This window comes from Gemmatimonas sp. UBA7669 (assembly GCF_002483225.1).
GTDB lineage: Bacteria > Gemmatimonadota > Gemmatimonadetes > Gemmatimonadales > Gemmatimonadaceae > Gemmatimonas.
This window is the reverse complement of record NZ_DLHL01000030.1, coordinates 23,965-47,854: the sequence shown is the minus strand read 5'-3', so window position 1 is coordinate 47,854 and position 23,890 is coordinate 23,965. Positions and strand designations below refer to the sequence as shown.

The 23,890-nt window shown below is 65.7% G+C and carries 24 protein-coding genes; 7 read left to right on the top strand and 17 right to left on the bottom strand.

What is annotated here, in order from left to right:
- Positions 1-167: 167 nt before the first annotated feature.
- Positions 168-1,124: an aldo/keto reductase gene (locus B2747_RS09135; protein WP_291159442.1), complete on the top strand. Its 957-nt coding sequence runs from the start codon at positions 168-170 to the stop codon at positions 1,122-1,124.
- Between the two features lie 30 nt (positions 1,125-1,154).
- On the top strand, positions 1,155-2,513 hold the full coding sequence (locus tag B2747_RS09130; protein ID WP_291159439.1) for an NTP/NDP exchange transporter: 1,359 nt from the start codon (positions 1,155-1,157) through the stop codon (positions 2,511-2,513).
- 338 nt (positions 2,514-2,851) lie between these two features.
- On the opposite strand, the gene B2747_RS09125 is transcribed toward B2747_RS09130, so the two are convergent.
- Together B2747_RS09125 and B2747_RS09120 are read right to left on the bottom strand one after the other, a co-directional pair.
- Complete coding sequence (locus B2747_RS09125; RefSeq protein WP_291159436.1) at positions 2,852-3,763, bottom strand: helix-turn-helix transcriptional regulator; 912 nt, start codon at positions 3,761-3,763, stop codon at positions 2,852-2,854.
- Positions 3,760-5,070: a tetratricopeptide repeat protein gene (locus tag B2747_RS09120; RefSeq protein WP_291159433.1), complete on the bottom strand. Its 1,311-nt coding sequence runs from the start codon at positions 5,068-5,070 to the stop codon at positions 3,760-3,762. The genes B2747_RS09125 and B2747_RS09120 overlap by 4 nt, the downstream gene beginning before the upstream one ends.
- A 203-nt stretch (positions 5,071-5,273) precedes the next feature.
- Here B2747_RS09120 and B2747_RS09115 point away from each other — a divergent pair, with 203 nt between their 5' ends.
- The 3 genes from B2747_RS09115 to B2747_RS09105 all read left to right on the top strand — a co-directional run bounded on the left by B2747_RS09115 (position 5,274) and on the right by B2747_RS09105 (position 8,928).
- A complete protein-coding gene (locus B2747_RS09115; protein ID WP_291159430.1) occupies positions 5,274-5,531 on the top strand; it encodes a hypothetical protein in 258 nt (85 codons plus the stop codon).
- Between the two features lie 245 nt (positions 5,532-5,776).
- Entirely contained in the window at positions 5,777-7,387 is a 1,611-nt protein-coding gene (locus B2747_RS09110) for a sensor histidine kinase (RefSeq protein WP_291159427.1), read from the top strand.
- Entirely contained in the window at positions 7,384-8,928 is a 1,545-nt protein-coding gene (locus B2747_RS09105; RefSeq protein WP_291159424.1) for an ATP-binding protein, read from the top strand. Before B2747_RS09110 ends, B2747_RS09105 begins: the two co-directional genes overlap by 4 nt.
- On the opposite strand, the gene B2747_RS09100 is transcribed toward B2747_RS09105, so the two are convergent.
- The 11 genes from B2747_RS09100 to B2747_RS09055 all read right to left on the bottom strand — a co-directional run bounded on the left by B2747_RS09100 (position 8,859) and on the right by B2747_RS09055 (position 19,343).
- Positions 8,859-9,353, bottom strand: a complete 495-nt coding sequence (locus B2747_RS09100; protein WP_291159421.1) for a GNAT family N-acetyltransferase — start codon at positions 9,351-9,353, stop codon at positions 8,859-8,861. The genes B2747_RS09105 and B2747_RS09100 overlap by 70 nt on opposite strands.
- A 43-nt stretch (positions 9,354-9,396) precedes the next feature.
- Positions 9,397-9,567, bottom strand: a complete 171-nt coding sequence (locus B2747_RS20150; RefSeq protein ID WP_343125887.1) for a DUF2256 domain-containing protein — start codon at positions 9,565-9,567, stop codon at positions 9,397-9,399.
- 19 nt (positions 9,568-9,586) lie between these two features.
- On the bottom strand, positions 9,587-11,203 hold the full coding sequence (locus B2747_RS09095; RefSeq protein WP_291159418.1) for a cryptochrome/photolyase family protein: 1,617 nt from the start codon (positions 11,201-11,203) through the stop codon (positions 9,587-9,589).
- 62 nt (positions 11,204-11,265) lie between these two features.
- Positions 11,266-11,931, bottom strand: a complete 666-nt coding sequence (pdeM, locus tag B2747_RS09090; protein ID WP_291159415.1) for a ligase-associated DNA damage response endonuclease PdeM — start codon at positions 11,929-11,931, stop codon at positions 11,266-11,268.
- A complete protein-coding gene (locus tag B2747_RS09085) occupies positions 11,928-14,453 on the bottom strand; it encodes a ligase-associated DNA damage response DEXH box helicase (protein WP_291159412.1) in 2,526 nt (841 codons plus the stop codon). The genes pdeM and B2747_RS09085 overlap by 4 nt, the downstream gene beginning before the upstream one ends.
- Positions 14,450-16,069: an ATP-dependent DNA ligase gene (locus tag B2747_RS09080; protein ID WP_291159410.1), complete on the bottom strand. Its 1,620-nt coding sequence runs from the start codon at positions 16,067-16,069 to the stop codon at positions 14,450-14,452. The genes B2747_RS09085 and B2747_RS09080 overlap by 4 nt, the downstream gene beginning before the upstream one ends.
- The gene (locus B2747_RS09075) at positions 16,066-17,097 is read right to left on the bottom strand and encodes a ligase-associated DNA damage response exonuclease (protein ID WP_291159407.1); all 1,032 of its coding nucleotides are present in this window, start codon (positions 17,095-17,097) and stop codon (positions 16,066-16,068) included. The genes B2747_RS09080 and B2747_RS09075 overlap by 4 nt, the downstream gene beginning before the upstream one ends.
- A 51-nt stretch (positions 17,098-17,148) precedes the next feature.
- Positions 17,149-17,424 carry a zf-HC2 domain-containing protein gene (locus B2747_RS09070; RefSeq protein ID WP_291159404.1) on the bottom strand — a complete coding sequence of 92 codons (276 nt, stop codon included), beginning with the start codon at positions 17,422-17,424 and terminating at the stop codon, positions 17,149-17,151.
- Positions 17,421-18,035, bottom strand: a complete 615-nt coding sequence (locus tag B2747_RS09065) for a sigma-70 family RNA polymerase sigma factor (RefSeq protein ID WP_291159402.1) — start codon at positions 18,033-18,035, stop codon at positions 17,421-17,423. The genes B2747_RS09070 and B2747_RS09065 overlap by 4 nt, the downstream gene beginning before the upstream one ends.
- Before the next feature lie 20 nt (positions 18,036-18,055).
- Positions 18,056-18,583: a TlpA family protein disulfide reductase gene (locus tag B2747_RS09060; RefSeq protein WP_291159399.1), complete on the bottom strand. Its 528-nt coding sequence runs from the start codon at positions 18,581-18,583 to the stop codon at positions 18,056-18,058.
- A gap of 28 nt (positions 18,584-18,611) precedes the next feature.
- The gene (locus B2747_RS09055; protein WP_291159397.1) at positions 18,612-19,343 is read right to left on the bottom strand and encodes a cytochrome c biogenesis protein CcdA; all 732 of its coding nucleotides are present in this window, start codon (positions 19,341-19,343) and stop codon (positions 18,612-18,614) included.
- 144 nt (positions 19,344-19,487) lie between these two features.
- Here B2747_RS09055 and B2747_RS09050 point away from each other — a divergent pair, with 144 nt between their 5' ends.
- Both B2747_RS09050 and B2747_RS09045 read left to right on the top strand, forming a co-directional pair.
- Entirely contained in the window at positions 19,488-20,213 is a 726-nt protein-coding gene (locus B2747_RS09050) for a cytochrome b/b6 domain-containing protein (protein ID WP_291159394.1), read from the top strand.
- Positions 20,210-21,019, top strand: a complete 810-nt coding sequence (locus B2747_RS09045; protein ID WP_291159391.1) for a molybdopterin-dependent oxidoreductase — start codon at positions 20,210-20,212, stop codon at positions 21,017-21,019. Before B2747_RS09050 ends, B2747_RS09045 begins: the two co-directional genes overlap by 4 nt.
- Here B2747_RS09045 and B2747_RS09040 read toward each other — a convergent pair.
- The 4 genes from B2747_RS09040 to B2747_RS09025 form a co-directional block, all read right to left on the bottom strand.
- Positions 20,995-21,432: a hypothetical protein gene (locus B2747_RS09040; protein ID WP_291159390.1), complete on the bottom strand. Its 438-nt coding sequence runs from the start codon at positions 21,430-21,432 to the stop codon at positions 20,995-20,997. The two genes, B2747_RS09045 and B2747_RS09040, sit on opposite strands and share 25 nt — an antisense overlap.
- Before the next feature lie 11 nt (positions 21,433-21,443).
- Positions 21,444-22,703: an RNA polymerase sigma factor gene (locus B2747_RS09035; RefSeq protein WP_291159388.1), complete on the bottom strand. Its 1,260-nt coding sequence runs from the start codon at positions 22,701-22,703 to the stop codon at positions 21,444-21,446.
- Positions 22,700-23,065: a YciI family protein gene (locus tag B2747_RS09030; RefSeq protein WP_291159385.1), complete on the bottom strand. Its 366-nt coding sequence runs from the start codon at positions 23,063-23,065 to the stop codon at positions 22,700-22,702. The genes B2747_RS09035 and B2747_RS09030 overlap by 4 nt, the downstream gene beginning before the upstream one ends.
- Before the next feature lie 81 nt (positions 23,066-23,146).
- Entirely contained in the window at positions 23,147-23,620 is a 474-nt protein-coding gene (locus B2747_RS09025) for a YciI family protein (RefSeq protein WP_291159382.1), read from the bottom strand.
- Between the last annotated feature and the right edge of the window lie 270 nt (positions 23,621-23,890).

Here is a 23,890-nt window from a genome sequence, read left to right as displayed (position 1 = left end):
CTACCTGATCAGAGCTTCCCTAACATCCCGGCATCAGGCACGTCACACCTTCAGCAAAGCCCCTCACACGGGCGTACTCTATCCATGCCATTGGTGCCACATGCCGGCGCCGTGGACCTCGTTGTTCCCGCCGCTCCCCTTCCCTCCTGATTCGCCCGAGGATGACCATGATCTCCCGCCGCGACTTCCTGGCCACGACAGCCGGTGTCGGTGCCACGCTGAGCCTCACCCCCCGATTGCTCGACGCGCTGGCGCAGGGGCAGCTCATCCAGCGCGCCATTCCCTCGACGGGCGAGAAGATCCCCGTGATCGGCCTCGGGAGTTCCGCCACATTCTCTTCCGTGGCGCGCAGCGAGGATGTGACCGCACTACGTGAAGTGTTCAAGGCCATGACCGATCGCGGGGCCAGTGTGTTTGACACGGCGCCATCGTATGGCGCCTCCGAAGAGGTGGCCGGCAAGCTGGTCAACGAGATGGGCATTGCCAACAAGATGTTCTGGGCCACCAAGCTCAATGTGGCCGGCCGCGGTGGGGGAACAGCCGATGTGGCGGCGGCCAAGGCGCAGGTCGAGCAGTCGTTCGCGCGCTTCAAGCGGGCGAAGATCGACCTCATCCAGGTGCACAACATGGCCGATCCGCCAACGCAGCTTGGTGTGCTGCAGGAGTACAAGAAGGCCGGCAAGGTGCGCTATGTGGGCATCACCACCACCAGTGACAGTCAGTATGGTCTGCTGGAAAGCGTGATGCGCAATGAGCCGCTGGATTTCATCGGCATCGACTACGCGGCCGACAACCGCGGTGTGGAGGACAAGATTCTGCCGCTCGCACAGGAACGGAAGATTGGCGTGCTCGTGTACGCGCCGTTCGGTCGCACCAGCCTGTTCAGTCGCGCCGCCAACACGCCCGTGCCCGAGTTCGCCAAGGAGTTTGGCGCGGCCACCTATGCGCAGTTCTTCCTCAAGTTCATCCTCGCGCATCCGGCGGTCACCGCCATCACGCCGGCGACCAGCAAGGCGACGAACATGATCGACAACATCGGCGGCGGCATCGGCAAGTTGCCCACAGCGGCCCAGCGTGAACAGATCATCAAGTTCGTGGATGCCCTGCCGCCTGCGCGGCGCTGATTCACGACTGCGTCCCCGACCTGACCATTCATGAACGCTGAAACAGGACTGCTGGCGCGGCTGCGCGCCAGCGTCGGCGCACGCCCGGGAGAAGGCGCGGTGCTGGTGTGGGCCACGACGTATTACTTCCTCGTGCTCTGCGCCTACTACGTCATCCGCCCCATTCGCGACGACATGGGCGCGGCCAGTGGCGCCGAGAATCTGGCCTGGCTGTTCACTGGCACCATGGTGGGCATGCTGCTCGTGCACCCGCTCTACACGTCGCTCGTATCGAAGCTGAGGCGGCGGCAGTTCATTGGGTGGACCTACCGGTTCTTCATTCTGAATCTGGTGGTGTTCTACCTGATCTTCCGCGCCGTCGACGCATCGCAGGCCGTGTGGGTGGGCCGCGTGTTCTTCATCTGGACCAGCATCTTCAACCTGTTCGTTGTATCGGTGTTCTGGTCGCTGCTCACCGACGTGTTCCGCCCGGGTCAGGGCAAGCGACTCTTTGGCGTGGTGGCGGTGGGCGGTACGGTGGGCGCCATGCTGGGCGCCAGCATCACCACCGGGTTGGTGGGCCTCATGGGTCCGCTCAATCTCATGCTGGTTTCGGCGCTCATTCTCGAGCTAGCGGTGCGCGCCTCGCATGTGCTCGACAAGGCCGAAGCAGCCATGCGGCTCAGCGATGACGGGACAGACCCCGCGTCCGAGGTCGGTGCGCCGTCGACCACCACGGCCGGTGCACCCGCCCCCGCCTCGTCAGAGGCCGTCATCGGTGGCGGCATGCTGGACGGCATCAAGCACATCCTGTCGTCGCCGTACCTCCTCGGTATCGCCTCGCTCATTCTGTTCTACACCATCTCCAGCACCTTCCTGTACTTCCAGCAGGTGGACGTGGTGGCTCGCACGTTTGGCGAAGATCGCGCAGCGCGCACGCAGGTGTTTGGCGCCATGGACATTGCCGTCAACGCGCTCACGCTGCTGGCGCAGTTGTTCGTGACCGGCCGCTTCATCAAGTGGCTGGGAGTCGGCGCTGCACTGGCCTTCCTGCCGCTGGTCACGCTCATCGGCTTTGGCGTGATGGGTTTTGCGCCCACGCTGGCGGTGCTGATCGTGTTCCAGGTGGCCCGTCGTGCCGGCAACTTTGCCATTCAACGTCCAGCCCGCGAAGCCCTCTTCACCGTGCTCGGGCGCTCCGACAAGTACAAGGCCAAGAACTTCAGCGACACCTTCGTGTATCGACTCGGCGATCAGGTGGGCGCCTGGTCCTATACCTGGATGGGCGTGTTCGGACTCGGACTGTCCGGCCTGGCGTTCTCCATGGTGCCGCTGTCCCTGGCCTGGCTGGCGCTGGCTGGATGGCTGGGGCGGCAGTATCTCACCAAGGAGAAAGTGAAGACACCGTAGTGGCTCTTCAGAGTTTGAGGACGCAGAGACCGCAGAGACCGCAGAGAACAGCCGTCTGGGTTCAACGGCTTTGTCGCGGATGACGCGGATTGGGCGGAAACCACACGGATCAAAAATGAAGATCCACCATGCGGTTCCATCAAGAACGATCCGTTCCTCTGCGTTCTCCGCGGCTCTCTGGCAGTTCTTCGCGTGAGCTGTTAGCGATCTCGCTTTAGCAACAGGTTTCGGTGCAGAAGCCGGATCGTCAACAGCTCACGCAGAGAACTGCAAGAGAACGGCAGAGAACGCAGAGGAGTCGATCGCCTCCGGAAGAGCCCAGTTTCTTTTTCCCACCGTCAGAGCAATCGCAGCCGCGGCCGCGTGAGGTCGTCGCCCGAGGCGCGGGCGGTTTCCACCGGCAGGACATCGGGCACCGTAGTCTCAGCCAGTTGCGCCTCGAGCAGACGCGTGACCGCACGCACGGCCCCGTGCGCCCGCAGGTCACTTGGTGTGCGACGCGTGTAGCGACGCACATGGTTGGCCATCATGGCTGGCGACGAGAAGCCCAGCACATCGGCGATGCTCTGCATGCTGCGCCCCGGTTCCTCGAGATACCAGGCCACCATCAGACAGCGTGCCCAGCCGATCACATGCTGCGGTGACGGGATGCCATGCGCCTCGCAATGCTTGCGCAGGGTGCGTTCGTGCATGCGCAGCGCGCGCGCCAGTTGCGGCAGCGTCACCGGCCGATGCGACAGCATGAGCGCATGCCGCAGCATGGTCACGCTCTCGGTGTTGGCCGTAAGCCCGGCCTGCTTCCACACACGCAGCGCCACGCCCTCGGCCTCGTAACGTTGCACCAGCTCCTGCATGCCACGCGGTGAGGCAAGGCGCGAGGACGGAATGATGTCGGCCACGCCAGCCGCACCAAGACGTGCGGTGCCCGTGAAATCCGACTCGCCCTCGATGAACACACCCACCATGGGTACATGCGGGAATCGCTCACGCATGCCCAACAGCTGCTCGAGCGCGCCGGCCGATGCGTCAGACCCGTCGCGATGTCGCCCGCTACCCAGGGTGGGGTCAACCCGCGGCACCACCACCAGCAACACCATCTGCAGTTCGGCCAGCAGCCGTTCCTGCACCCGACGCCAGGACGCGGTAAACTCCACCGGCACCGCGCCCTCGAGCGAGGTGCGCAGCGCCGCCTGATAAATGGCAGGCAGGCCGTAGGCGAGAAGCCGGCGGGAGCGCGATCGATCGGTCATGCAAATACAGCGCGGGCGTCGAAGGCGTGCGGGTGTTCCTGCGTCAACAGGCGGCGAACAGACACACTACGTGCCGACTCGGTGAGCTCGGGCGTATGTATCGGCTCCGGCATGGGTGTGGCCCGCGCAATCTGCGCGGCCAGCGCGTCACTCTCGAATACGCGCTCGTGATAGCCATGCTGCGTCGCGGTGTGCAGCACGAGCGCATTGACCTGCTCCGCGTAGCTGTGGTTGCCGAGCAGCAGGGCCATGCGCGCGAGGCCAAGACCGAGCAGCACCACGTCGAAAGGCGTGAGGCCGCGCGCGTCGGCTTCGTCCAACCAGGGACGCGCGGCGCCGAGCAGGCGCGCGGGTACCGTTGGTTCGGAGCGCGACGACAGCACGTGCCGTCCCCACGGACTGCGCGCGATTTCCGCTTCACAGCGGCCGCGCAAATCGGCCGGCAAGCGTACAAGTGAGCTGAGCACACCGGCCAGCGCGCCAACCGCGAGACGCGGCGTGGCTGCCGAAGCGAGGACGGCCAGTCGTGCGCGCACGGCAGGAACGGGGGCGTGCATTTCGGTGGCCACCTCGCCCAGCGCATTCAGGACCTCCGGCAGTCGCGCGTCCAGAGGCGTGAGCAAGTCGTGCGCCTGCCACACCGAACGCAGGGCCTCGTCCATCAGTCCAAGCTTTCGGCAGATCACTTGCATGATGAGGTGTGCCGGTACGAGGTAGCAGTCGTGCACCTCCTTGGCGCGTGCCAGCACCCGCTGTACGAGACGGCGAGCTTCAGGGTAGTTGCCACGATTGCTGGCCAGTGCGGCAAGGCCCAACATGGCGTGCGGCATGCCGTCCGCCCATCGATCGTGGGCCGGGCCTCGGCGCGCAAGTTGAATGGCCTGTGCATACCACGCTTCGGCGTCTTCGTGACGACCAGCCACACGCGCCACCCGTCCACGGCGCGCGCTGAGCAGCGACGCCACGCGAAGACGCAGAGGCTCGTCGTGCAGCGATGCCTCGCCCACGCGGTCCTCGAGTGCGTCGAGCAGATCCCAGGACTCGTCAAACAAGCCCTGCGATTCCGCCGCGGCTGCCACGGCCAGCCACTGATACACGGGATGCTCAGGCGGCACTGAAGCTGCCGGCGCCTGCAACTGGTCGATCACGGGTTGTATGACCGCCTGAACACAGTCCGGCACCACAGGCAGACCTTCCGAACCCGTCAATTCACCACATGCCAGCAGCACAGCTCCCCGCAGCTCCTCGCGATTGACCACGGGGGGCGCTGTAGGAGCCGGACTGTTGGGGATTGTGAATTGTGTCATGACGAGGGGGGCGGAAGGACTGTCATTGCGTGAGTGAACCGCAGTTTATCGCGCGTTCCATTGAGACATCCATCCGTTTCGTCCCACCACTTTACTTTATCGGCCCCAATTTGGGCCGATTATGAAAAGTCCGGGCCGATTTGTGCATAACAGCTGAGTCCCACGCGCGCGCATCATGGGTCAACCCTCCTGCGGAGTACCCCATGCCTTTTGCTCGCCTGCTGACCACGCTGTCCCCAATGCGTCGTACCCTCGCTGCAATTGCCCTGGTGCTCCCGCTTGCTGCCTGCGAACGCTCGGCCGCCATTGCCGGCCCGGAGTTCGAGCCCGCCGCCAGCCCCAAACGCAACGGCGTGCTGATGTGCGTCCAGCTCGACTCGGCAGGCAACATCCTCTCCGCCGAGCCGGCTGACGGCGGCGGACAATGTGGCACCGGGTTCGACGTCACGATCTGGATGTAGGGCTCCGTTGAGCAGGAATGGGACTGGAAAGCTGTGCCACACCTTGCGTGTCAGTGACACGGGCGCTCGCTGCGCGCAGGTAGGAATGAGTGGTATGAATGGACTGGTCGCATTGTCCCTTCCGATTGGGGCAGTGGGACCGACAGCCGGGCGAGGGAGTCCTCGCCCGGCTGAGGCTCCCTTTTTCTCGGACCGACCGGTAGTCATACGGAACCGCGACGCTGCGTCCGATACTTCCACGCAGCATGTCGCCCGTGTCTGAGAGCATCGACCTCACCTTCATCGCGGCACTGGCCCTGGCCACCCGCCTCGCCATTGCGCTCGTGTTCGCGGGCGTGCTGGCGGCGTTGTCCTCGTATCTGCGCCATGCGTTCCACCGGGCAATGGCCTGGGCCTGGTTCGTGTGGGCCATGCTGGCCCTGCTGGGGGTGATTGGCTGGCAGCAGCCGGTTGCGGGGGGCGTGAGGCAGATTGCCCTGGCGACGCTGGCGGGCGGTGTGGTCATGCTCATGGCCATGCTCTCGCTCCGTGCCGTTCAGGTGGCAGCGGACGATCCGGTGCGCATACTGCCTCGGGACTGGCTGAGCGCCCTGGCCCTGGGCGGCACAATTGGGTTTACGGCCCAGTGGTGGGCGCCGCGCGTGATCGCGGAGGCCATGAATAGTGCCCTGGTGCTGACACGTGCCTTGCAACTCGCTGGTTTTCTGGCCACCTCGCTGCTCTGCGTGGCCATTCTGCGCCATCGCCGCTGGCTGACGGCACGACTGCTGCCGCTTGCCCTCGGCAGTGCGGGGGCCGCGCTCTGTGTCATCATGGACGGCGCCTTGCGGGTGCAGTCTCCCGGCGCGCTCGGTGACCTGGGCCGCGAACTCTGGTCGGCCACGCTGCTCACTGCGGCCATGATTGTCTATGGCGTCGGCACCTTGTGGACCGCGCTTGAACTCGAGCGGGAGCATCTGCTCGCCACCGCATCGGACACCCAGCAGATCGCATCGGCGGCGGCGGAATCCGCACGCCTCGAGAGCCTTGGCAACATGGCGGCAGGCGTGGCGCACGATGTAAACAACATGCTCACGATCATCCGCACCATGGCGGAGCTGGTGCGCAGTGAAGTGCCAGCCGATGCGCACGACCTGCAGCAGGATCTGCGCGATGTGCTGTCGGAAACCGGCGATGCCGGCGCATGGTCAGCGCGTCTGCTGCGATTTGCCAAGAGTCGTCCCGGGCATACCGACGATGTGGCGCCGGGTGTGCTGCTCGAAAGCCTCGCCCCCATGCTGCAACGGGTGCTGCCGACTGGCAATCCGTTGCGGCTTGCCGTTCGCAGCCGCACACCCGTTCGGTTTGATGCCGTCCTGTTCGAGCAGGCCGTGCTCAATCTGGTCACCAATGCCGGCGAAGCCCATGACGCCGCGTCGCAGCGCACACGTCCCGTGCAAGTCTCGCTGCGCGATGTGCGTCCGAACGCCGCGCGTCCCTGCAGCCTCGGGTGGCTGCTGCCACGTGAGTACGTGTGCCTCCGCGTCGAAGACGAAGGACCCGGCATTGCGCAGTCGGTGCGCACGCGACTGTTCGATCCGTTCTACTCCACCAAGGGACCGCAGCGTACGGGCCTTGGCCTGTACACGGTGGGGCAGTTTGCGCTGTCCGCTGGTGGCGCGGTTGACGTGCACTCGCGCGAGGGCCAGGGCACCAGCGTGGAGATTTTTCTGCCGGCGCTCTCGGCGCTCTCGGCGCTCCAAGATGAGATGAAGCCGCAGGGTATTCGGCGTCTGGTGTCGGAACAAACGGACGGACCGCCGGACCGCGCCTTTGCGTTCGAGTCGGCGTTGCAGCGTTCGGGCGCGCTGCCGTGACGGCCAATCCGTTTGCGCCGTTCATCGTCGCCAGCCTTGCGTTGCAGCTGCTGGCCACCGTGGCGTTCTGCTGCGCCATGTTGGGGCTCACAATCAAGCTGCGCCATGCCCCGCTTCGCTCCGCGTCGGCGGTGTGGATGGCCCTGACCGTTCTGGATGCCTGCTGGCTCGTGGGGCTGGGATTGCCCGACTCGGCGCGCCTGACTCGGCATGGACTGGTCATGCTGATGTGCGCGGCCATCCTCGTCATGGGCCAGCAGATCGGCGCCACGGCACGCAGCATGGCAGACATTGAGATTGGCATGACCAACATGCGCGCTCCCTGGCGAATGCGTCGCTCGTGGGCGGTCGCTGCACTGGGTGCGGCCATCGGCGGCGTGGCGCACTACTGGTACGACGTAGTCGAACCGGATTCGACCGTGGTGCGCTACTTGTGGCTCCGCAGCCTGTTGGTCCTCTCCACGCTTTGGGGACTGCGGGTCATCTTCGTCACGTGGCGCGAAACGCCGCACGCGCGGCGCAGGCTGCAGCCTCTTGGCACCGGCACCACGGTGGCCCTGTGCTTTCTTGTTGTCGATGGCGCGGTACGTTACGGCATCGCGTTTCACTCGCCGGATCCGTGGCTTCCGGCCGCCGCCGTCTTCAGTGCGTTTCTGGGCCCGTTCTCGCTGGGCATCGGATTCCTGGTGGCGGCCCTCGAACTGGAGCGCGAACACACGCGCCGTGCCGTCGTGCGCATTCACGTCTCTCTCGATCGGTCTACTGAGCGGGAACGCCTGCAAAGTCTCGGTCGTCTGGCCGGTGATCTTGCTCACGATCTGCACCGCCGATTCTCCGCCATCACCGACGCGTTGTGGCGCGCCCGCGGTGCGCTGGGGCCTGAGCACGCCCACCTCACGCGCGAGTTGGGTGAGGCGGAAGACGCCGTGCGTCGAGGCACGCGCCTCACCACGCGCCTGCAGGCCATCGCCCAGATGCGCCCGTTGCGCGTGGAGCCCTTCGATGTGGCAGCGATGACCGAGCAACTGCTCTGCGGGCTGCGTGGCGCTCTGCCACCATCGGTGAGTCTGTCCACGACCTTCTTGGGCAGTGCGACAGTACTGGGCGATGTCGGCCGTTATGACCAGCTGCTCAGCAACCTGGTCCTCAATGCCCGCGATGCCATGCCCGATGGCGGGACGATCAGCCTGCGCATTGATCAGGCGGATGTAACCGACACCCAGCCGGCAACCCGCGGACACCTGACGCCGGGCCCGTACGTGACTGTGGTCATCGAAGACAATGGCACGGGCATTCCCGCGTCCATGCAGCCCGATGTGTTTGAGGCCTTCGTCTCAACGAAAGGCGAGCGGGGAACGGGACTCGGGCTCGCCACGGTCGTCTCGGCTGTGCACGAAATGCATGGTGCGCTGTTCCTCGACTCCGAGCTGGGGCGAGGCACGCGGTTCACGATCTGGCTGCCAACGGATACTCATCCCGTGCATTCGCCGGACGAACCCAGTGACAGCGACCTGGCATATATCACGACAGCGGTCCCATGAAGCGTTGCGGATTGCATCGGCTGCCAGCCCTCGCGCTCCATCAGCGTGTGTGACGTGGCTGTTGCGCAGTAGATGTGGCCAAATCCGAGGGACCGTGCCAATTCGGTAGTCGCACGCAGCAGCGACGCACCAACTCCCTGGCCACGATGGTTCGGTCCGACGAGGCCAGCGCCCGCCCATGGGCCGAGGTGCGGCACCGGAGGCAGCACGTCATCCTTGAGCGCGCACAGGCCAACCAGTTCGCCGTCGCGATAGGCCACCAGCCCCACCGGCAGATCCGTTTCGCTGGAGGCGTATCGCTCCAAGTCCGCCATGGCATCGCCAGGGCCATCTGGCCCGTACCATGGGGCCCATTCCGCCAACATCCATTCGGCGAGGATTGGCAACGCGTCACGGTGGCGGGCCAGCGGTTCGACGGTGAGCATACCGGAACCTACTTCGGACCCTTCCGCGCTGTCACACGCTGCGTCAGGGAGTGTCGCCAGCGCGTGATGACCTGGGCGCTTTCGACCGACACGCATCGGAGCAGTACTTCACCTGCTCCCAATCGCGCTCCCACTTCTTGCGCCAGACGAACGGGCGGCCACAGGTGAGGCAGGTCTTGGACGGCAACTCAGACTTCTTGCGCATGCGCGGCATGTTCGATTCCCGTGTGACGTCAGAGCAGTTGCAGCGCGCGCGGCGGCGCTCCGCCTTCCCGGCGAATGTGCGCAGCCCGGTCGGCAATTGCCGTACGCGCCGCGGTGTCGAGCCGGGCGAGGTTCTTCACCTGTAACGCCATGCGCTGATTGCGCGCCAGCAGCGGCTCATGCCGCTGGAGAAAGTCCCAGTACAACGTCGTGAAGGGGCAGGCGTCATCACCACTGGCTTTCGCCGGGTCGAAGCGGCAGCTCGTGCAGTAGTTGCTCATCCGCTGGATGTACTTGCCTGTGGCGGCATAGGGCTTCGAGGCCATGATGCCGCCGTCGGCATACTGCGACATGCCGAGGGTATTGGGCAGCTCCACCCACTCCACCGCGTCCACATACACAGCCAGATACCATTCGTGCACGGCCACCGGGTTTACACCGAGCAGCAACGCATACAACCCCGTGACCATCAGACGCTGGATGTGGTGGGCATAGCCGAGTTCGAGGGTCTGTCCGATGGACTGCTGCAGGCAGCGCATCTCGGTGTCACCCGTCCAGTAGAAGGCCGGAAGCGGCTCACGCGCGTCCAGCGCATTGCGCGTGAGATACCTGGGCATCTCCAACCAGTAGATTCCACGGACGTATTCTCGCCAGCCGAGAATCTGCCGAATGAAGCCCTCCGCCGCGGCGAGTGGCACATGGCCATCGCGGTACGCACGTTCGGTGGCCTGCACCACGTCACGGGGACTCAGCAGCTTGAGATTCATGACCGCGCTGAGTCGCGAGTGATAGAGCCAGGGCTCGTTGGTCCACATGGCGTCCTGATAGGTGCCGAACTGCGGCAAACGGTGCTCCACAAAATCCTTCAGCGCCAACTGCGCGTCGTCCGGCGTGACCGGCCAGTCAAAGGCATCGAGTGATCCGGGATGCGAGGCCAGTCGCGTGTTGACCAGGGTGAGCACCTCGCGCGTAATGGCATCAGGCGGGAAGGTACGCGGCGCGGGGAGGTCTGCAGGCCCCTGTTTGCCAAAGCTCCCGCGATTCTGTGCATCGAAGTTCCACTGACCGCCTTCGGGCTTGCCATCATTGGTGAGCAACACGCCATGGCGTTGACGCAACTCACGGTACCAGTACTCGAGCCGCAGTTGCTTGCGACCCTGAGCATGCGCACGGAAGTCGTCGATGCTGGCGTAGAAGTGACGGTCGGGGCGCAGTTCGAGCTTCATGCCGCATGACTGCGCCGCGTCCACCAGGGTCTGCTGCACGCGCCAGTCGCCTGGCTCAGTCATGACAAGCTGCGCTGGAGCAAGCGCTGCCACCGACCGCGCCAACTCGCCAGCGAGCGAATGCGTGCTGTCCGGGTCATCAAGGGTCGTGTACCGCACATGGCGTCCCAAGGCGCGCTGCGCCGCCGCGAAGTGCCGCATGGCCGACAGAAACACGGCCGTGCGCGGCTTGCTGGACCACACGTGCGTGGACTCCTCCATCACCTCGGCCATCCATACCACGTCCCGCTCTGCATCAAAACCGTCGAACGCGGACGAGGTGGCGTCGAGCTGATCGCCGAGCACCAGGACAAGGTGGCGGATGGGGTGCGGCAGGAGCGACCCGCCCAGAGGGGCGGTGGCACGAACGCGAGGTGTCATGCCGGAGCAACGCAGCCATTGCGCATCCCGGTTCCGTTCGCCCGCCCCGTGAGCGGCGGCGGCTAGAGAGCCAGCACCTCGTTATCGGCTATGGCGAACAGATGGTCGTTGGGCTGCGGCTCGTACATGCCGCCACCCGTAAAGCTGGAAAAGGCCGGAAGCAGCCCCACGCTCGGTCCGAACGCGAACGCCGGCAGCCGCGCGCTCGTCCGCCCACGCCCCCGCAATGTGACGTTCGGGTGCAGGTGGCCGGCCAACACATAGCCGGCATCGTGAGGCTCCGGTTCGTGCACACCAACGAATGGACCGGCACGCCACGGCGTACTCGTGCACACGATATCGAGTTCGGGCGGAGGGTCGCCAGCCTGCAGATCGTGGTTGCCGCGTACGAGCAGCATATGTACCGCCGCATGGCGAGCGCGCCACTGCGCAATGGCGGCCAGTGTGTCGTGATGGCGACCGCTGCGTGCATGCAGCAGATCGCCCAGCACCACGAGCCGCCGCGCACCGGTGGACTCGAGCACAACAGACAGTCGCGACAGATCGCTGGACGTGGTGCCGACGGGCACCGGTACATGCGCCGCGCGAAATGCCGCAGCCTTGCCCCAATGCAAATCGGCCACCAGCACGGTGTCGTGCGCAGGCAACCATAACGCCCGCTGCGGCAGCATGACCACAGTCGCGCCGGCGACTTCTCGCGTCAGTGCACCAGGTGGCACACCCGTCACGGCCGCTCCCCACCAAGCCGGAACACACTGGCCATACCGGAGCGCGTCGGCTTCTCCGCTGCCACGGTCATGCGCCGCACCCGATCGGCCAGCTTTTCGGTACTCAGCTTCGCGCGGGTCATGTCAATCATGAGCGGAAACGCCAGCGGCGTAGGGCGCTCTACGTCAACGACACGCACCGCGCTCTCGGCCAGACGTGCGAGCACCCGCCCAAGACGGCTGGCCTCCAGTTGGCGCTCCAGTACCTCACGTCGCGCCTGTGCCACAAGCAGGTTGCCGGGATCGTGGTTCACAAACACGTCGTACAGCAGTGAACTCGAGGCCTGCAGGTGTCGGGCACTCTTGTTCTGGCCCGGAAATCCCGAGAACACCAAGCCCGCCACGCGCGCCACCTCGCGAAACTGTCGGCGCGCCAATTCCGCGGCGTTGAGGGCATTGGTCACGTCGTGCAGCAAGTGCGCGGTGGACAGCAGCCCGTGCTCCAAGGCTTCCGCGAGTGGCGCCGGGTCGGGACTGAGCAGCTCAAAGCCGTAGTCGTTGCAACTGAATGAGAATGACAGGGGCGTGAACTGCGCCAGCCGGTAGGCCCAAAGCGCAGCCAGGCCCTCATGCACGAGTCGTCCCTCGAAGGGATAGACAAATAGATGATGCCCATCGCGCGTTTCCGTGCGTTCAATGAGCAACTCGTCCGGACGCGGAATGGCACTGCGCTGGGCTTGCATCTCCAGCACCGGACGCACCGCCTCCATCTCTGGCGTGTCAAACACGCCGTTGCGCGCCTGCTCCAGCGACGCGCGCACCGCGGCGGCCAGCTCGGTGCTGAGCGGCATACGGGCGCCCATCCAGCGCGGCACCGCGCCCACGTGCCCCTTGGCCTTGCGCACCCAGGCCGTGAGATCGCGCATGCGCACAAACTCCAAGGCCGTACCGGCAAAGAAGAACTTGTCACCGGGTGTCAGGCGCGCCACAAAGGACTCCTCGATCGTGCCCAGGCGACGTCCCGACAAGTACTGCACGGCAATGGCGTGGTCACTCACAATGGTACCGATGTTGAGCAGATGACGTTGTGCCACGCGCCGATCCGTCACGCGATAGACACCATCCACACACTGCACCTTGGCGTACTCCGGATAGGCCCGGAGCGCGGTCCCACCATGGGTCACGAACTCGAGCACCCAGTCGAGCTCCTCTTCGGTGAGCAGTCGATAGGCCCGTGTGCTCCGCAGCTCGGCCAGCACCGCGTCGCGCGTGAAGCCACCGCCCAGTGCGAGTGTCACCAGATGCTGGGCCAGCAAGTCGAGCGGTCGGTCAAGCGGATCGCGGCTTTCGATGCTCCCCGCCTCAATGGCGGCCCGTGCCGCTGCCACCTCCACCAGTTCGAAGGCGTGGGTTGGCACACAGACGATGCGTGAGACCCGACCGGGTCCATGACCCGAGCGACCGGCGCGTTGCAGCAGTCGCGCCACGCCCTTGGGACTGCCAATCTGCATGACCAGATCCACCGGCGCGAAGTCCACTCCAAGATCCAGCGAACTCGTAGCCACCACCACGCGGTATCGTCCGGTGCGGAGGCCGTCTTCGACATCTTCACGCTGTGCCCGGGACAGTGACCCGTGATGCAGCGCCGCAAAGGCAAACCAGTCCGGGTTGGCAGCGATGAGACTTTGAAACCAGATCTCGCACTGCGAGCGGGTATTGGTGAACACAATGGCGCTTGATGCGGCCTCCAGCCGTCGCATGACCTCCGGTAGCAGCTTGGTGTTCAAATGACCGGCCCACGGAAAGCGATCCATGGTCTCGGGCAGCAGGGCCTCGACTTCCACGGTCTTGGGCACGACGCCACGCACGAGGCGGCGTGGACGCGGCGCGCCGTCGCGGTCAGTACCGAGCAGCGTGTCCGCCGCGTCGCCCAGATTGCCCAGCGTGGCTGAGACGCCCCAGGTGCGAAGTGCGGGACACAGTGCACGAAGCCGGGCCAACCCAAGCTCCACCTGTACGCCACGCTTGGTGGAGAGCAGTTCGTGCCACTCATCCACCACCACGCAGCGCAAGTCGGCGAACAGCGTCGCGTGGTCCTCGCGGCAGAGCAGCAGTGACAACGACTCGGGCGTGGTGACCAACACGGTGGGGAGTCGCTCGCGTTGCCTCGCGCGTAGCGCGCTGGATGTATCGCCAGTGCGGGACTCCACGGTCCACGGCATGCCGAGCTCCTCAACCGGCAGCCGCAAGGCCTGCTCGGTGTCGGCGGCCAGTGCGCGCAGTGGCGTGAGCCACAGCACACGAAGGGGCGCCGCCTCCGCGCGGCGGCGCGGCTTGCGCGCGGTTGTACGTGCGTCGCGGAATTCCCGGAGCGCTTCGGCAACGGCGCCAAGGAAGGCTGCATAGGTCTTGCCGGTGCCCGTCGCGGCGTGAATGAGACCGGACTCGCCACGTCCGTAGGCGTCCCACACCTCACGCTGGAAGTCGAAGGGCGTCCACTCGCGACGGGCAAACCATTCCTCAACCAGTCCGCCGTGTATCATGCGGAGATCAGTGCGCGCACGGTGTCCAGACGGTCCGCATCGGCCGCGGTCTTGTCGCGCCGCCACCGGGCGATGCGCGGAAAGCGCACTGCGATGCCGCTCTTGTGGCGGGGGCTGCGTTGAATGCCCTCGAACGCGAGCTCGAACACCAGCGCGGGCTGCACCGTGCGCACCGGTCCGAACTTTTCCAGCGTATTGGCGCGGATGAAGCGATCCACTTCGCGGATTTCACTGTCGCTGAGACCGCTGTAGGCCTTGGCGAAGGGCACCAGCGTACCACCGTCCCATATCGCGAAGGTGTAGTCGGTGTAGAGCCCCGCGCGGCGGCCGTGGCCAGCTTGCGCGTACACGAGTACCGCGTCAACACGAAACGGCTCGACTTTCCACTTCCACCAGTCGCCCACCTTGCGGCCCACACCGTACGCGGACGCACTGCGCTTGAGCATGAGGCCCTCGGCCTGCTGCGCCCGCGACGCATCACGGACACTCGTCACGTCCTGCCAGCTGTGCACAGCGACCGCAGGCGACAATCCAATGCTGGCACCGGACGGCAGGGCCATCACCACTGCCTCAGCCAGGTCACGACGGGTGTGCAATGCGGCGTTGCGTACATCCTGGCCGTCCGATTCGAGACAGTCGTACACCAGCAAGTGACAGGGGACGTCACGCAACAGCGCACGGCCAACCGTCTTGCGATTGATGCGGCGCTGCAGAGCCGTGAACGGCATGGGCACGCCATCTCGCCAGGCCAGCAATTCACCGTCGAGCACCGTGCCATCCGGTATCCAGGTGGCACTGGCCTCCACTTCAGGGAATCGGCCCGCCAGCAGTTCCTCGCCACGACTCCACAGGAGCACACGGCCGTGGCGCTTGACCAGCTGGCAGCGAATGCCGTCCCACTTCCATTCGACTTGCCAATCCTGCACGGCGCCGAGGGCATCAGGCTCGCCAGTCAGCGGATGCGCGAGGAAGAACGGATAGGGCCGACTCCATCGCTCAGCGGCATCCTCGGGCTGGAGAAGTCCGGCGTACCATGCTGCAGAGGGTTCCCACTGTCCCATCAGGCGGTGCTGCACCGTGTCGGGCGAAAGTCCGCTGATCTGCGCGAGGGCGCGGACGACGAGGCCGTCGGAAACGCCAACTCGAAAGCCGCCGGTGAGCAGCTTGTTGAATACAAATCGCGCGCTGCCATTCAGAGTGCGCCACGCCTCGTGCAGCACTTCACGCTGCGCGTCCACCGGCATGGCGGCCAACGGAAGGAGCCGTGACTCAATCCACCAGGCCAGCGAGTCGGTGGCCTCAGCATGCCGAGATCGATGATCGGCGGTAGTGAGAGGATCGTCCGTGACCAGCAGGGCGATGGTTTCCGCCAGATCGCCTGCCTGCGCGTAACACTCCTCAAACAGCCACGACGGGACGGCCGCCGCCTCCGCGCCCCACGTCCGCAGATCACCCGCTTTGACGAGGCGTTTGGGGCGACGTCCAAGCAGCAGCGCAGCAGCCCAGGCGGCATCGGCGGGCGTTGCCACCCGAAAGTAGGCGACAAGTGCCGCCACCTTCTCGTTGGTCGCGGTGGTGGCGTCGATGGCATCAAAAAGGGCAGCGAAGGCCTTCATTCCGCATCGCCGCGTTCTTCCTGCTCGCTATCGCCCCAGTGCGTCGGCAGCACATGTGCGTCGCGCCCGTGCTCGCGCAACCACCGCACCACCTGATCGGTGAAGCCATGCGTGACCCAAACCTGCTCCGCGCCCGTGGCGTCAATGGCCGCCAGCAGCTGCGGCCAGTCGACATGGTCGGACAGCGTGAACCCCGCATCCACGCCCCGTCGCCGCCGCGCGCCGCGCACACGCATCCAGCCACTCGCAAAGGCCGTTCGCAGCTCACCGAATCGGCGAAGCCAGGTGGTGCCGATCACACTCGGCGGAGCAATGAGCAGCGCGCCCTGTGTGGCCAGCGCCCGCGTTGCCGCATCGGCGGTGGCCTCGGTGGCATGCCGCGTGGCTGGCAGGGCCACGCCGGCGGCACGGTACAGCGTCGTCATGCGATCGACCGCGCCATGCAGCAGAATGGGGCCAATCGTTGGATCGAGACCGGCCAGCATACGCTGCGCCTTGCCCAGGGCGTAGCCACAGAGCAGCGACACGCGGTGCTCCGCCGCATTGGCCGCCCACCAGGCATTGATGTCCGCGAACACCTGCGCCTGCGATGACCAGCGATAGATGGGCAGGCCGAAGGTGCTTTCGGTAATGAACGTGTGACAGCGCACCGGCTCCCACGGCGTGCAGGTCGGATCCGGGTCGGTCTTGTAGTCACCCGAAACGACCCACACCTCTCCGCGATGCTCTACGCGCACCTGCGCCGAACCCAGAATGTGTCCGGCCGGATGCAGCGAAACGGTCACCCCGTTGATGGTCGTGGATTGACCATAGGGTCGCGACTCCGCCCCCCGTGCCCACTGGCCCAGGCGCTCGCGAGTGACGGCTTCGCCCTCACGGGACACGAGATAGCGCTCGCAGCCCCAGGTGAGGTGATCACCATGTGCGTGCGTGACCACCGCGCGGGGAACGGGCCGCCACGGGTCGATGAAGAAGTCACCCGCCTCGCAGTAGAGACCGCGATCGGTGATGGTCAGGAGCTGGGACATGCACCCAACATGCTGTCCAGCTCAACTTCGGTCAGGCTCTGGCGGTTCCGGTCAGGGGAGGCTGAAACCCTCTTCGCGCAGACGCTCCACGACCCGGCGGCGCAGGGGGTCGGTGTCGGTCGGCATGGGCCATGAGGCCGGCAAGGCATCGAGGAAGGCGCGCGCGAAACCGAAATGCTCCGCGCAGGCTGAGCAGTCACGCAGATGCCGGTCCACCTCGAGGCGCTGCGAGTCGGCCAGCGCGTTATCCAGGTAGTCCCACAGTCGGAGGACCGTGGCCCGGCAGCCGATTTCGTTGACAGCACTCCCGGCAGGTGACGTGGTCATGGCTGGGTTTCGGCTGAAGGTGAGGAGGGGGCGCTTACCACGCCGGCATCGCGGGCGTGGGCCAGAAGCCGCTGCTGCAGCAGACGCCGAGCGCGGAACAGCCGCGAACGCACCGTGCCCGTTGGCACGCCGAGTACCTCGGCGGCTTCCTCGTAGGTCATGCCATCGACATCAACCAGCAGCACGGTACAGCGGTACACCGGCAGCAAGTCGTCGATGGCGGCCCGAATGGCCGGGCCAATATCAATGTGGCGAATGAGGCGGTCCACACCGGCCCGGTGGGCAGCCGCGTGATCATGTACGGCCGCCAGTACTTCGAGCTCGGCATCCTCTCCCTTTTCGGTCAGCACGAGGCGTTGCTCACGCTGCGCCACGCGGAGAAAGGCGTGATGGCAGATGCTGAACAGCCATCGGCGGATGTTGGATCCTGACTGGAATGTGTGGTACCCGGCATAGGCGCGCAGGAAGGTCTCCTGCACCAGATCTTCGGCCTGGGTTTGATCACGAGTGAGCGAGCGCGCAAAGCGGGCGACGTCTGGCAGACACGCCAGCGCCTCCCGCTCAAACGCGGCGTCACGTTCCGCATCCTTACCGAGACGCGACGCACTCATGATCGTGTCTCCAGCATCGCTTACCGCGCAGGGATGGCGCGGCGGATAGCCGCGTCGATGTCCTGATCGCCGCCGACACCGGTGTAGACCACCTTGCCACTGGCATCGAGCACAACCACGTACGACGTGTGCGGCACCTGATATGCCTTCATCGCCACGCGCTCACGATCAAATACAAACGTACCCGACATCTTGCGTTCATCCACGTATGTCCGCTGACGCTCGGGCGACTGGTTGTCCGGCACGCCGATGCCGACGAACGTCACGCGGTCGCCATACTGCTCCCGTGCGCGTTGCAACGCCGGCTCGAGCTTTCGGCACAAGGGGCACCACGTGGCCCAGAATTCCATGACCACGGGCCGCTTGCCAACCACAGCCGACAAATCAAACGTCTTGCCGTCGAGCTGTTCCAACGGCGTCACTGCAGGCGCCATGCTGCCAACCGCAATGCCACCATCCTGGGCGGTTGCACTCGAGAGCGGAGAAAGACTGACCAGCGACAGGGCAGCCAGGCCGACGAACGAACGGAGCGTGTAACGACGAGTCATGGTCCGGTACCTCGGAACGGGGGAAACATCAGAACCACACCTGACCGGCCTGCAGCAGATAGTACTGCGCCATGCCAACCATGATGAGGGCGAAGAACTGCCTGACACGCAGCATCCAGGCGCCGGCGCGTGGCAGGCGCGACAGCGTTCCGGCCGTCAGCCCAATGACTACGAGCAGACTGCACATGCCGAGCGAGAACACGAACAGGTAGCTGAAGCCACGCCATGCGCTGTTGGTGGCGGCTACCCAGGTCAGCAGCGTTGCCATGACCGGAGCACCACAGGGTGCGGCCACCAATCCTGACGCGGCACCCATGCCAAACGCGCCAGCAACCCGTCCGCCTGTATCCATGCCGGCTGCGCGTTGCAGCAACTTCTGCGGCAACGGCACGGGCAGGACGTCGAGCATCATGAACGCGAACAGCAACAGCAGATTGGCCATGCCCAGCAACAACCAATTGTTTGTGCTCACCGACCCGAACAGTGATCCGGTGAGGCCCGCCAACAACCCGAGGGCGGCATACGCCATGGACAGCCCGAGTACATAAGCCGCCGTGAGCGCCAGGGTTCGGCGACGATTGCGGGCCGTGCCATCACCACCGACTCCTGTCGCGCCCTGTCCACCCACGACCGCCACGGTGATGGGAATCATGGGATAGATGCAGGGCGTGAGGCTGGTGAGCACGCCGCCGGCGAACACCACCGGATAGGCGACGAGTGGCTGCGCGACCAGCAGTTCGGATACAGACGGCAAGGCCATGATCGGATCGCGCAAGAGGTGAGTGCCTGGATGTCCGGCCGGTTGCCGGTCGCGTGAACTAGACGGCACCCGGCCGAGGAGTTCCTCACAGGCGTCGCCGCAGGCTGCGGGAACCCACGTTGGCGGTTGCGTCTACGTAGCGGCATGTCGACGCCGTCTGCCGGCACTGCCCGGCATCATCCGATTGCCCGCCTGACCCACTGGGTCAGCGCCGTGGCGGTGCTGGTCATGGCCGCCTCCGGGCTCCGCATTTTCAATGCATATCCAGCCTTCGCTCCCAAAGGCCTTCCGGCCTTTGCCTGGTGGCCCTGGGAAGGCACGCCGGCTCCAGTCTGGCTCACCTTGGGCGGCTGGTTGGGCGGCGCGCGACACTGGCACTTTGCCATGATGTGGGTGCTGGTGCTGAACGCGCTCGTCTACTTGGTGCACCTGTATCACCGGGGACGGTGGCGCACCATCGTGCCGCGTGTGAACGTGTGGCGTGATGCATTGGAGATGGCGCGCTACTACCTGTACCTCCGACGCGATCATCCCATTCAGGGCAAGCACAACGCGTTGCAGCAGGTGGCCTACACCAGCATGCTGCTGTGTGGTGCGGTCTTGGTGCTGAGTGGATTGGCCATCTGGAAGCCGGTCACGCTCGGATGGCTCACACGACTGCTCGGCGGCTATGCCCTGGCAAGGTGGTGGCACTTCTCTGCCATGCTCGCGCTCGGCGCGCTCGTCGTAGTGCACGTTGTCATGGTCCTGACCGTTGACCCCTACGCCCTCCGCGCGATGACAACGGGCAAGTACGATGCCGAGCGTTGGTCACCGGAGGCTCGCAATGCCCGACCCTTCTCCCGTTGGTTTCCGAGGAAGGTGACATGACCACTCCGCAAGACGCATTGGCCGCGCGCGCCCTTCGGCGTCATGTCGAGGATGCGGTTGTCGAGACGTCCGAACGGCTGCGAGAACGCGGCGCCGTCAGTCGCCGCGGGTTTCTGCATCTGCTGGGCGTTGGCGCCGTGGCGCCCATGCTTGCGGCCTGCGATGCCCAAGGCACTCCCGGCATGCGCCGTTTGCTCAAGGCCGTAGGCAAACAGAACGAACGTTTCGAGCGGTGGTTGCTTGCACAGTCGGATGCAGTGGATCGTGTGCCGGTCGGACTGCGCACTGCCGGTCGCGCCTTCCCGTCGTACTTTGTGTCCCCGCAGATGCCGCGCTGGGACGCCGGTACGATGGGCCAATGGACGCTCGAGGTGAACGGTGCCGTGCGTCGACCGCTCCGTCTTGCCCTGCCCGATCTGATGCGTCTTTCCACACGTGCGCAGCGCGTGCAGCACTATTGCGTGGAGGGGTGGAACGCCGCCGTGGAGTTTCAGGGCGTCCCGCTGGCGAGTCTGCTGCGCATGGCGCAGCCTACGCGCGACGCGGCCTACGTGGACTTCGCGTCGTTCGACAGCGGCTACCACGAAAGCTGGGACATGGAGAGCGTCATGCATCCGCAGACGCTGGTCGTACTCGGCAAGGACGGCGCACCGCTGTCAGCCGAGTATGGCGCACCGGCCCGCGTGCACTCACCCATCAAGTTGGGCTACAAGAACACCAAGTACCTGACACGCATCACCCTCATGCCGTCGCCGAACGGCGGATACTGGAGCGACAAGGGCTACGAGTGGTTTGGTGGCACCTGAGTTGCCGATGGGGGCGCGTCCGACGTCGGCGTGCTGAGCAGCTCCCGGTAGCGCCACTCGAGCCAGCCTAGCGCGCCAACAAAGCAGGCCTCGAAACCGAGGCTGCCGAAACCCAGCGCCGTCGCCGTCTCACGCACGCTCCACGCAAGCACAAGGCATACCGGGGCCCAGGCCATGTTGGCAATCGCCATCGCCGCCACCAGGCGACGCGGGCGCGGCGAGCGACGTGCCAGCCACCAGGAGCACCTGGCGTAGACGAGGTTGACCGCGCCCATGCCAAGCAGCAGCCCGACAGGCACACCGTACCAGGACGCGAGGACGCGATGCAGCGTCAGCATTAGTGTGCCGGCAGTTGCGCCAGCCAGGCAGTCCACCCACAGCAACTGGCGCCAGGGCATATCAGATCGGGTCACACAAACCTCAGTCACAGGGTGGATGATGCGCTCACGTCACGCCGTCGCATCAAGAGGAACTCGCGGGCGCCTGCACTGACCGTGAGCCCAATGGCGCGATCGTAGGCGCGTTGCGCCTCATGCTGCTGCCCAAGCCCCGCGAGGAGATGCGCGCGCAGCGCCCACCAGGGCTGGTAGCTGGCTCGCACCTCGTCGGGCACCTCATCAAGCATCGTCAGGGCCTGCGTCGTGCCCAGCGTGTTGGCCACTGCGACCGCACGGTTCACCAGCACGCCGATCGTCGGCGCATAGTGCCACAGCGCGTCGTACAATTGGAGCAGTGCGCCGTGCGGGACCTCAAGTCCGCGTCGCCGTGCTACGTGCAACGATTGAATGGCGGCTTCGGTCTGGTATCGCCCGGGCGCGCGCAGCGCAGCCGCGCGTTCGAGCAACTGCTCCGCTTCTGCAATGGCCGCCCGGTCCCACGCCGTGGGATCCTGTGCATCAAGCGGCACATACCGACCGTCGGCTGGAGCCCGCGCCCCGGTCCGTGCGGCGCTGAATCGCATCAGACTCAGCAAGCCCAGCGACTCGGCGTGCTGCGGCAGCGCGTCCACCACCACACGGGCGAGCCAGATCGCTTCGTCGGCCAGTGATGCGTGGTGGGTGTCGCCACCAGCCACCGCATCCCACGCCGTACCAAACGCCGCATAGATGGCGTCCAGCACCGAGGCAACACGCGACGCGAGGTCCTGCGGTTCGGGGAGTGCAAACGGAATGCCGGCGTCACGCAGCTTTCGCTTGGTACGCACCAGACGCTGCGCCATGGTGGCCGGCTTGACCAGAAACGCCGCCGCGACCTGCTCGGCCTCGAGACCGAGCACGGCCTGCAGCATGATCGGCGCATGCATGGCCGCGTCGATGGCGGGATGCGCGCAGGCAAAGAGCAGCGCAGCCCGGCGATCCGGCAACGTTGCCGTCTCAACGTCGGAGACATCCTGCAACAGCGACGCCGCATGCTCGAGATCGGGCTGCACACGTTCGCGCACGGCTTGATGCCGCCGTCCATCCAGCAGCCGGCGACGCGCCACCGACAACAGCCAGGCGTCCGGATGTGCAGGCACACCGGACTGCGGCCATTGCTGCAGGGCGGCAGCGAATGCATCACCCAGCGCGTCCTCTGCCGCCTGCAGATCCCGCGTACGCGACACGAGCGTCGCGACAAGTCGACCGTAGGCGCTGCGCGCGGCCCACTCTACCGCGCGCGAGGCGCCGTCGGTGTACTGACTCACGCCGGCAGCGGCGGTGGTGGCAGCAGCGGGCGCACTTCCACAGAGCCCGTTGCCGCCGATGGACAACGCGCCGCCCACTCGAGCGCCGCATCCAGGTCGGGCACCTCAATGAGGAAGAAGCCGCCCAACATTTCCTTGGTCTCGACAAAGGGCCCGTCCTGCACCATACGCTGTGCGCCCCGCAAGCGTACGGTGGTCGCAACGGCGGGCACTTCGAGACCGGCGGCGACCCGCGCAACGCCCGCTTCAACAAGCGCCTGCGAGTAAGCCGTGTACGCGGCCCAGTAGGCCGGCGCACGGGCCGGATCTTCACGCGACGCGAGGTCAGCGGCGGTTTCGTACACGATGATGGCGTATTGCATGGGATGAGATTCCGTAATGGAGGGTGTGGCTGCCCTGACCCGACGTCAATGGACAGCGGACGAAGCGAGTGCAGCCGACGGTCAACGGGTGGGTGCGGTCGCCATATGCGGGTTGTCGCGGTGCGGACGCAGCTCAACTGCCACGGCGGCGGGCGGTGCGAGACGTGCCAGCCGCTCGGCTTCCGCCAGCGAAGCCGCAGCAATCACGAAGTAGCCACCGAGTCGCGCGCCGCTGACCGCGCGATCTGCCGAGCCTTTGCCACGCACGGTGCTTTGCACCGTTTCGTCGAGCGCCGAGCCGCCGCGCAGTACACCCTTTTCGGCCAGCAGCGCCGCGTAACGATCGTAACTGCCCCAGTAGGCATCGGCCTGCCGGGGGTCCGTGCGCTGGGCGAGATCGCCAGATCGTTCGTAGATCAGCACGGTGTAGAGTTGTTCGTTGCCAGGTGCCGACAGCGGGGACATGGGACGCGGCGACTGTGCGGCAAGCGATGTGGCCGTTACGAAGACCACGGCAATGGCGGCGAGTGAGTGCCGCAGGCGAAGCAGATTCATGGAAGCTCCCGGTGCAGGAAGCCGGCGCGCCGAGTGCGTGCCGGTTACCGGGTAGTCGGCCGAGCGGGCGGTCAATCGACAGCCGGCGCTGGCGAGCGGTGCATGGTGGTCACATTGCGTCATCAGGGTTCCCGTCGGCAGCACCGGCCCGGTCCGGCGACACGAGCGCCGACGCTCGATCAATGGAAAATGCCACGCCCCCGTCGCTCCGGAAGGTCCGGAGCGACGGGGGCGGAGCAACTCATGCAGCGGCGGCCGGCGGACCCGCGC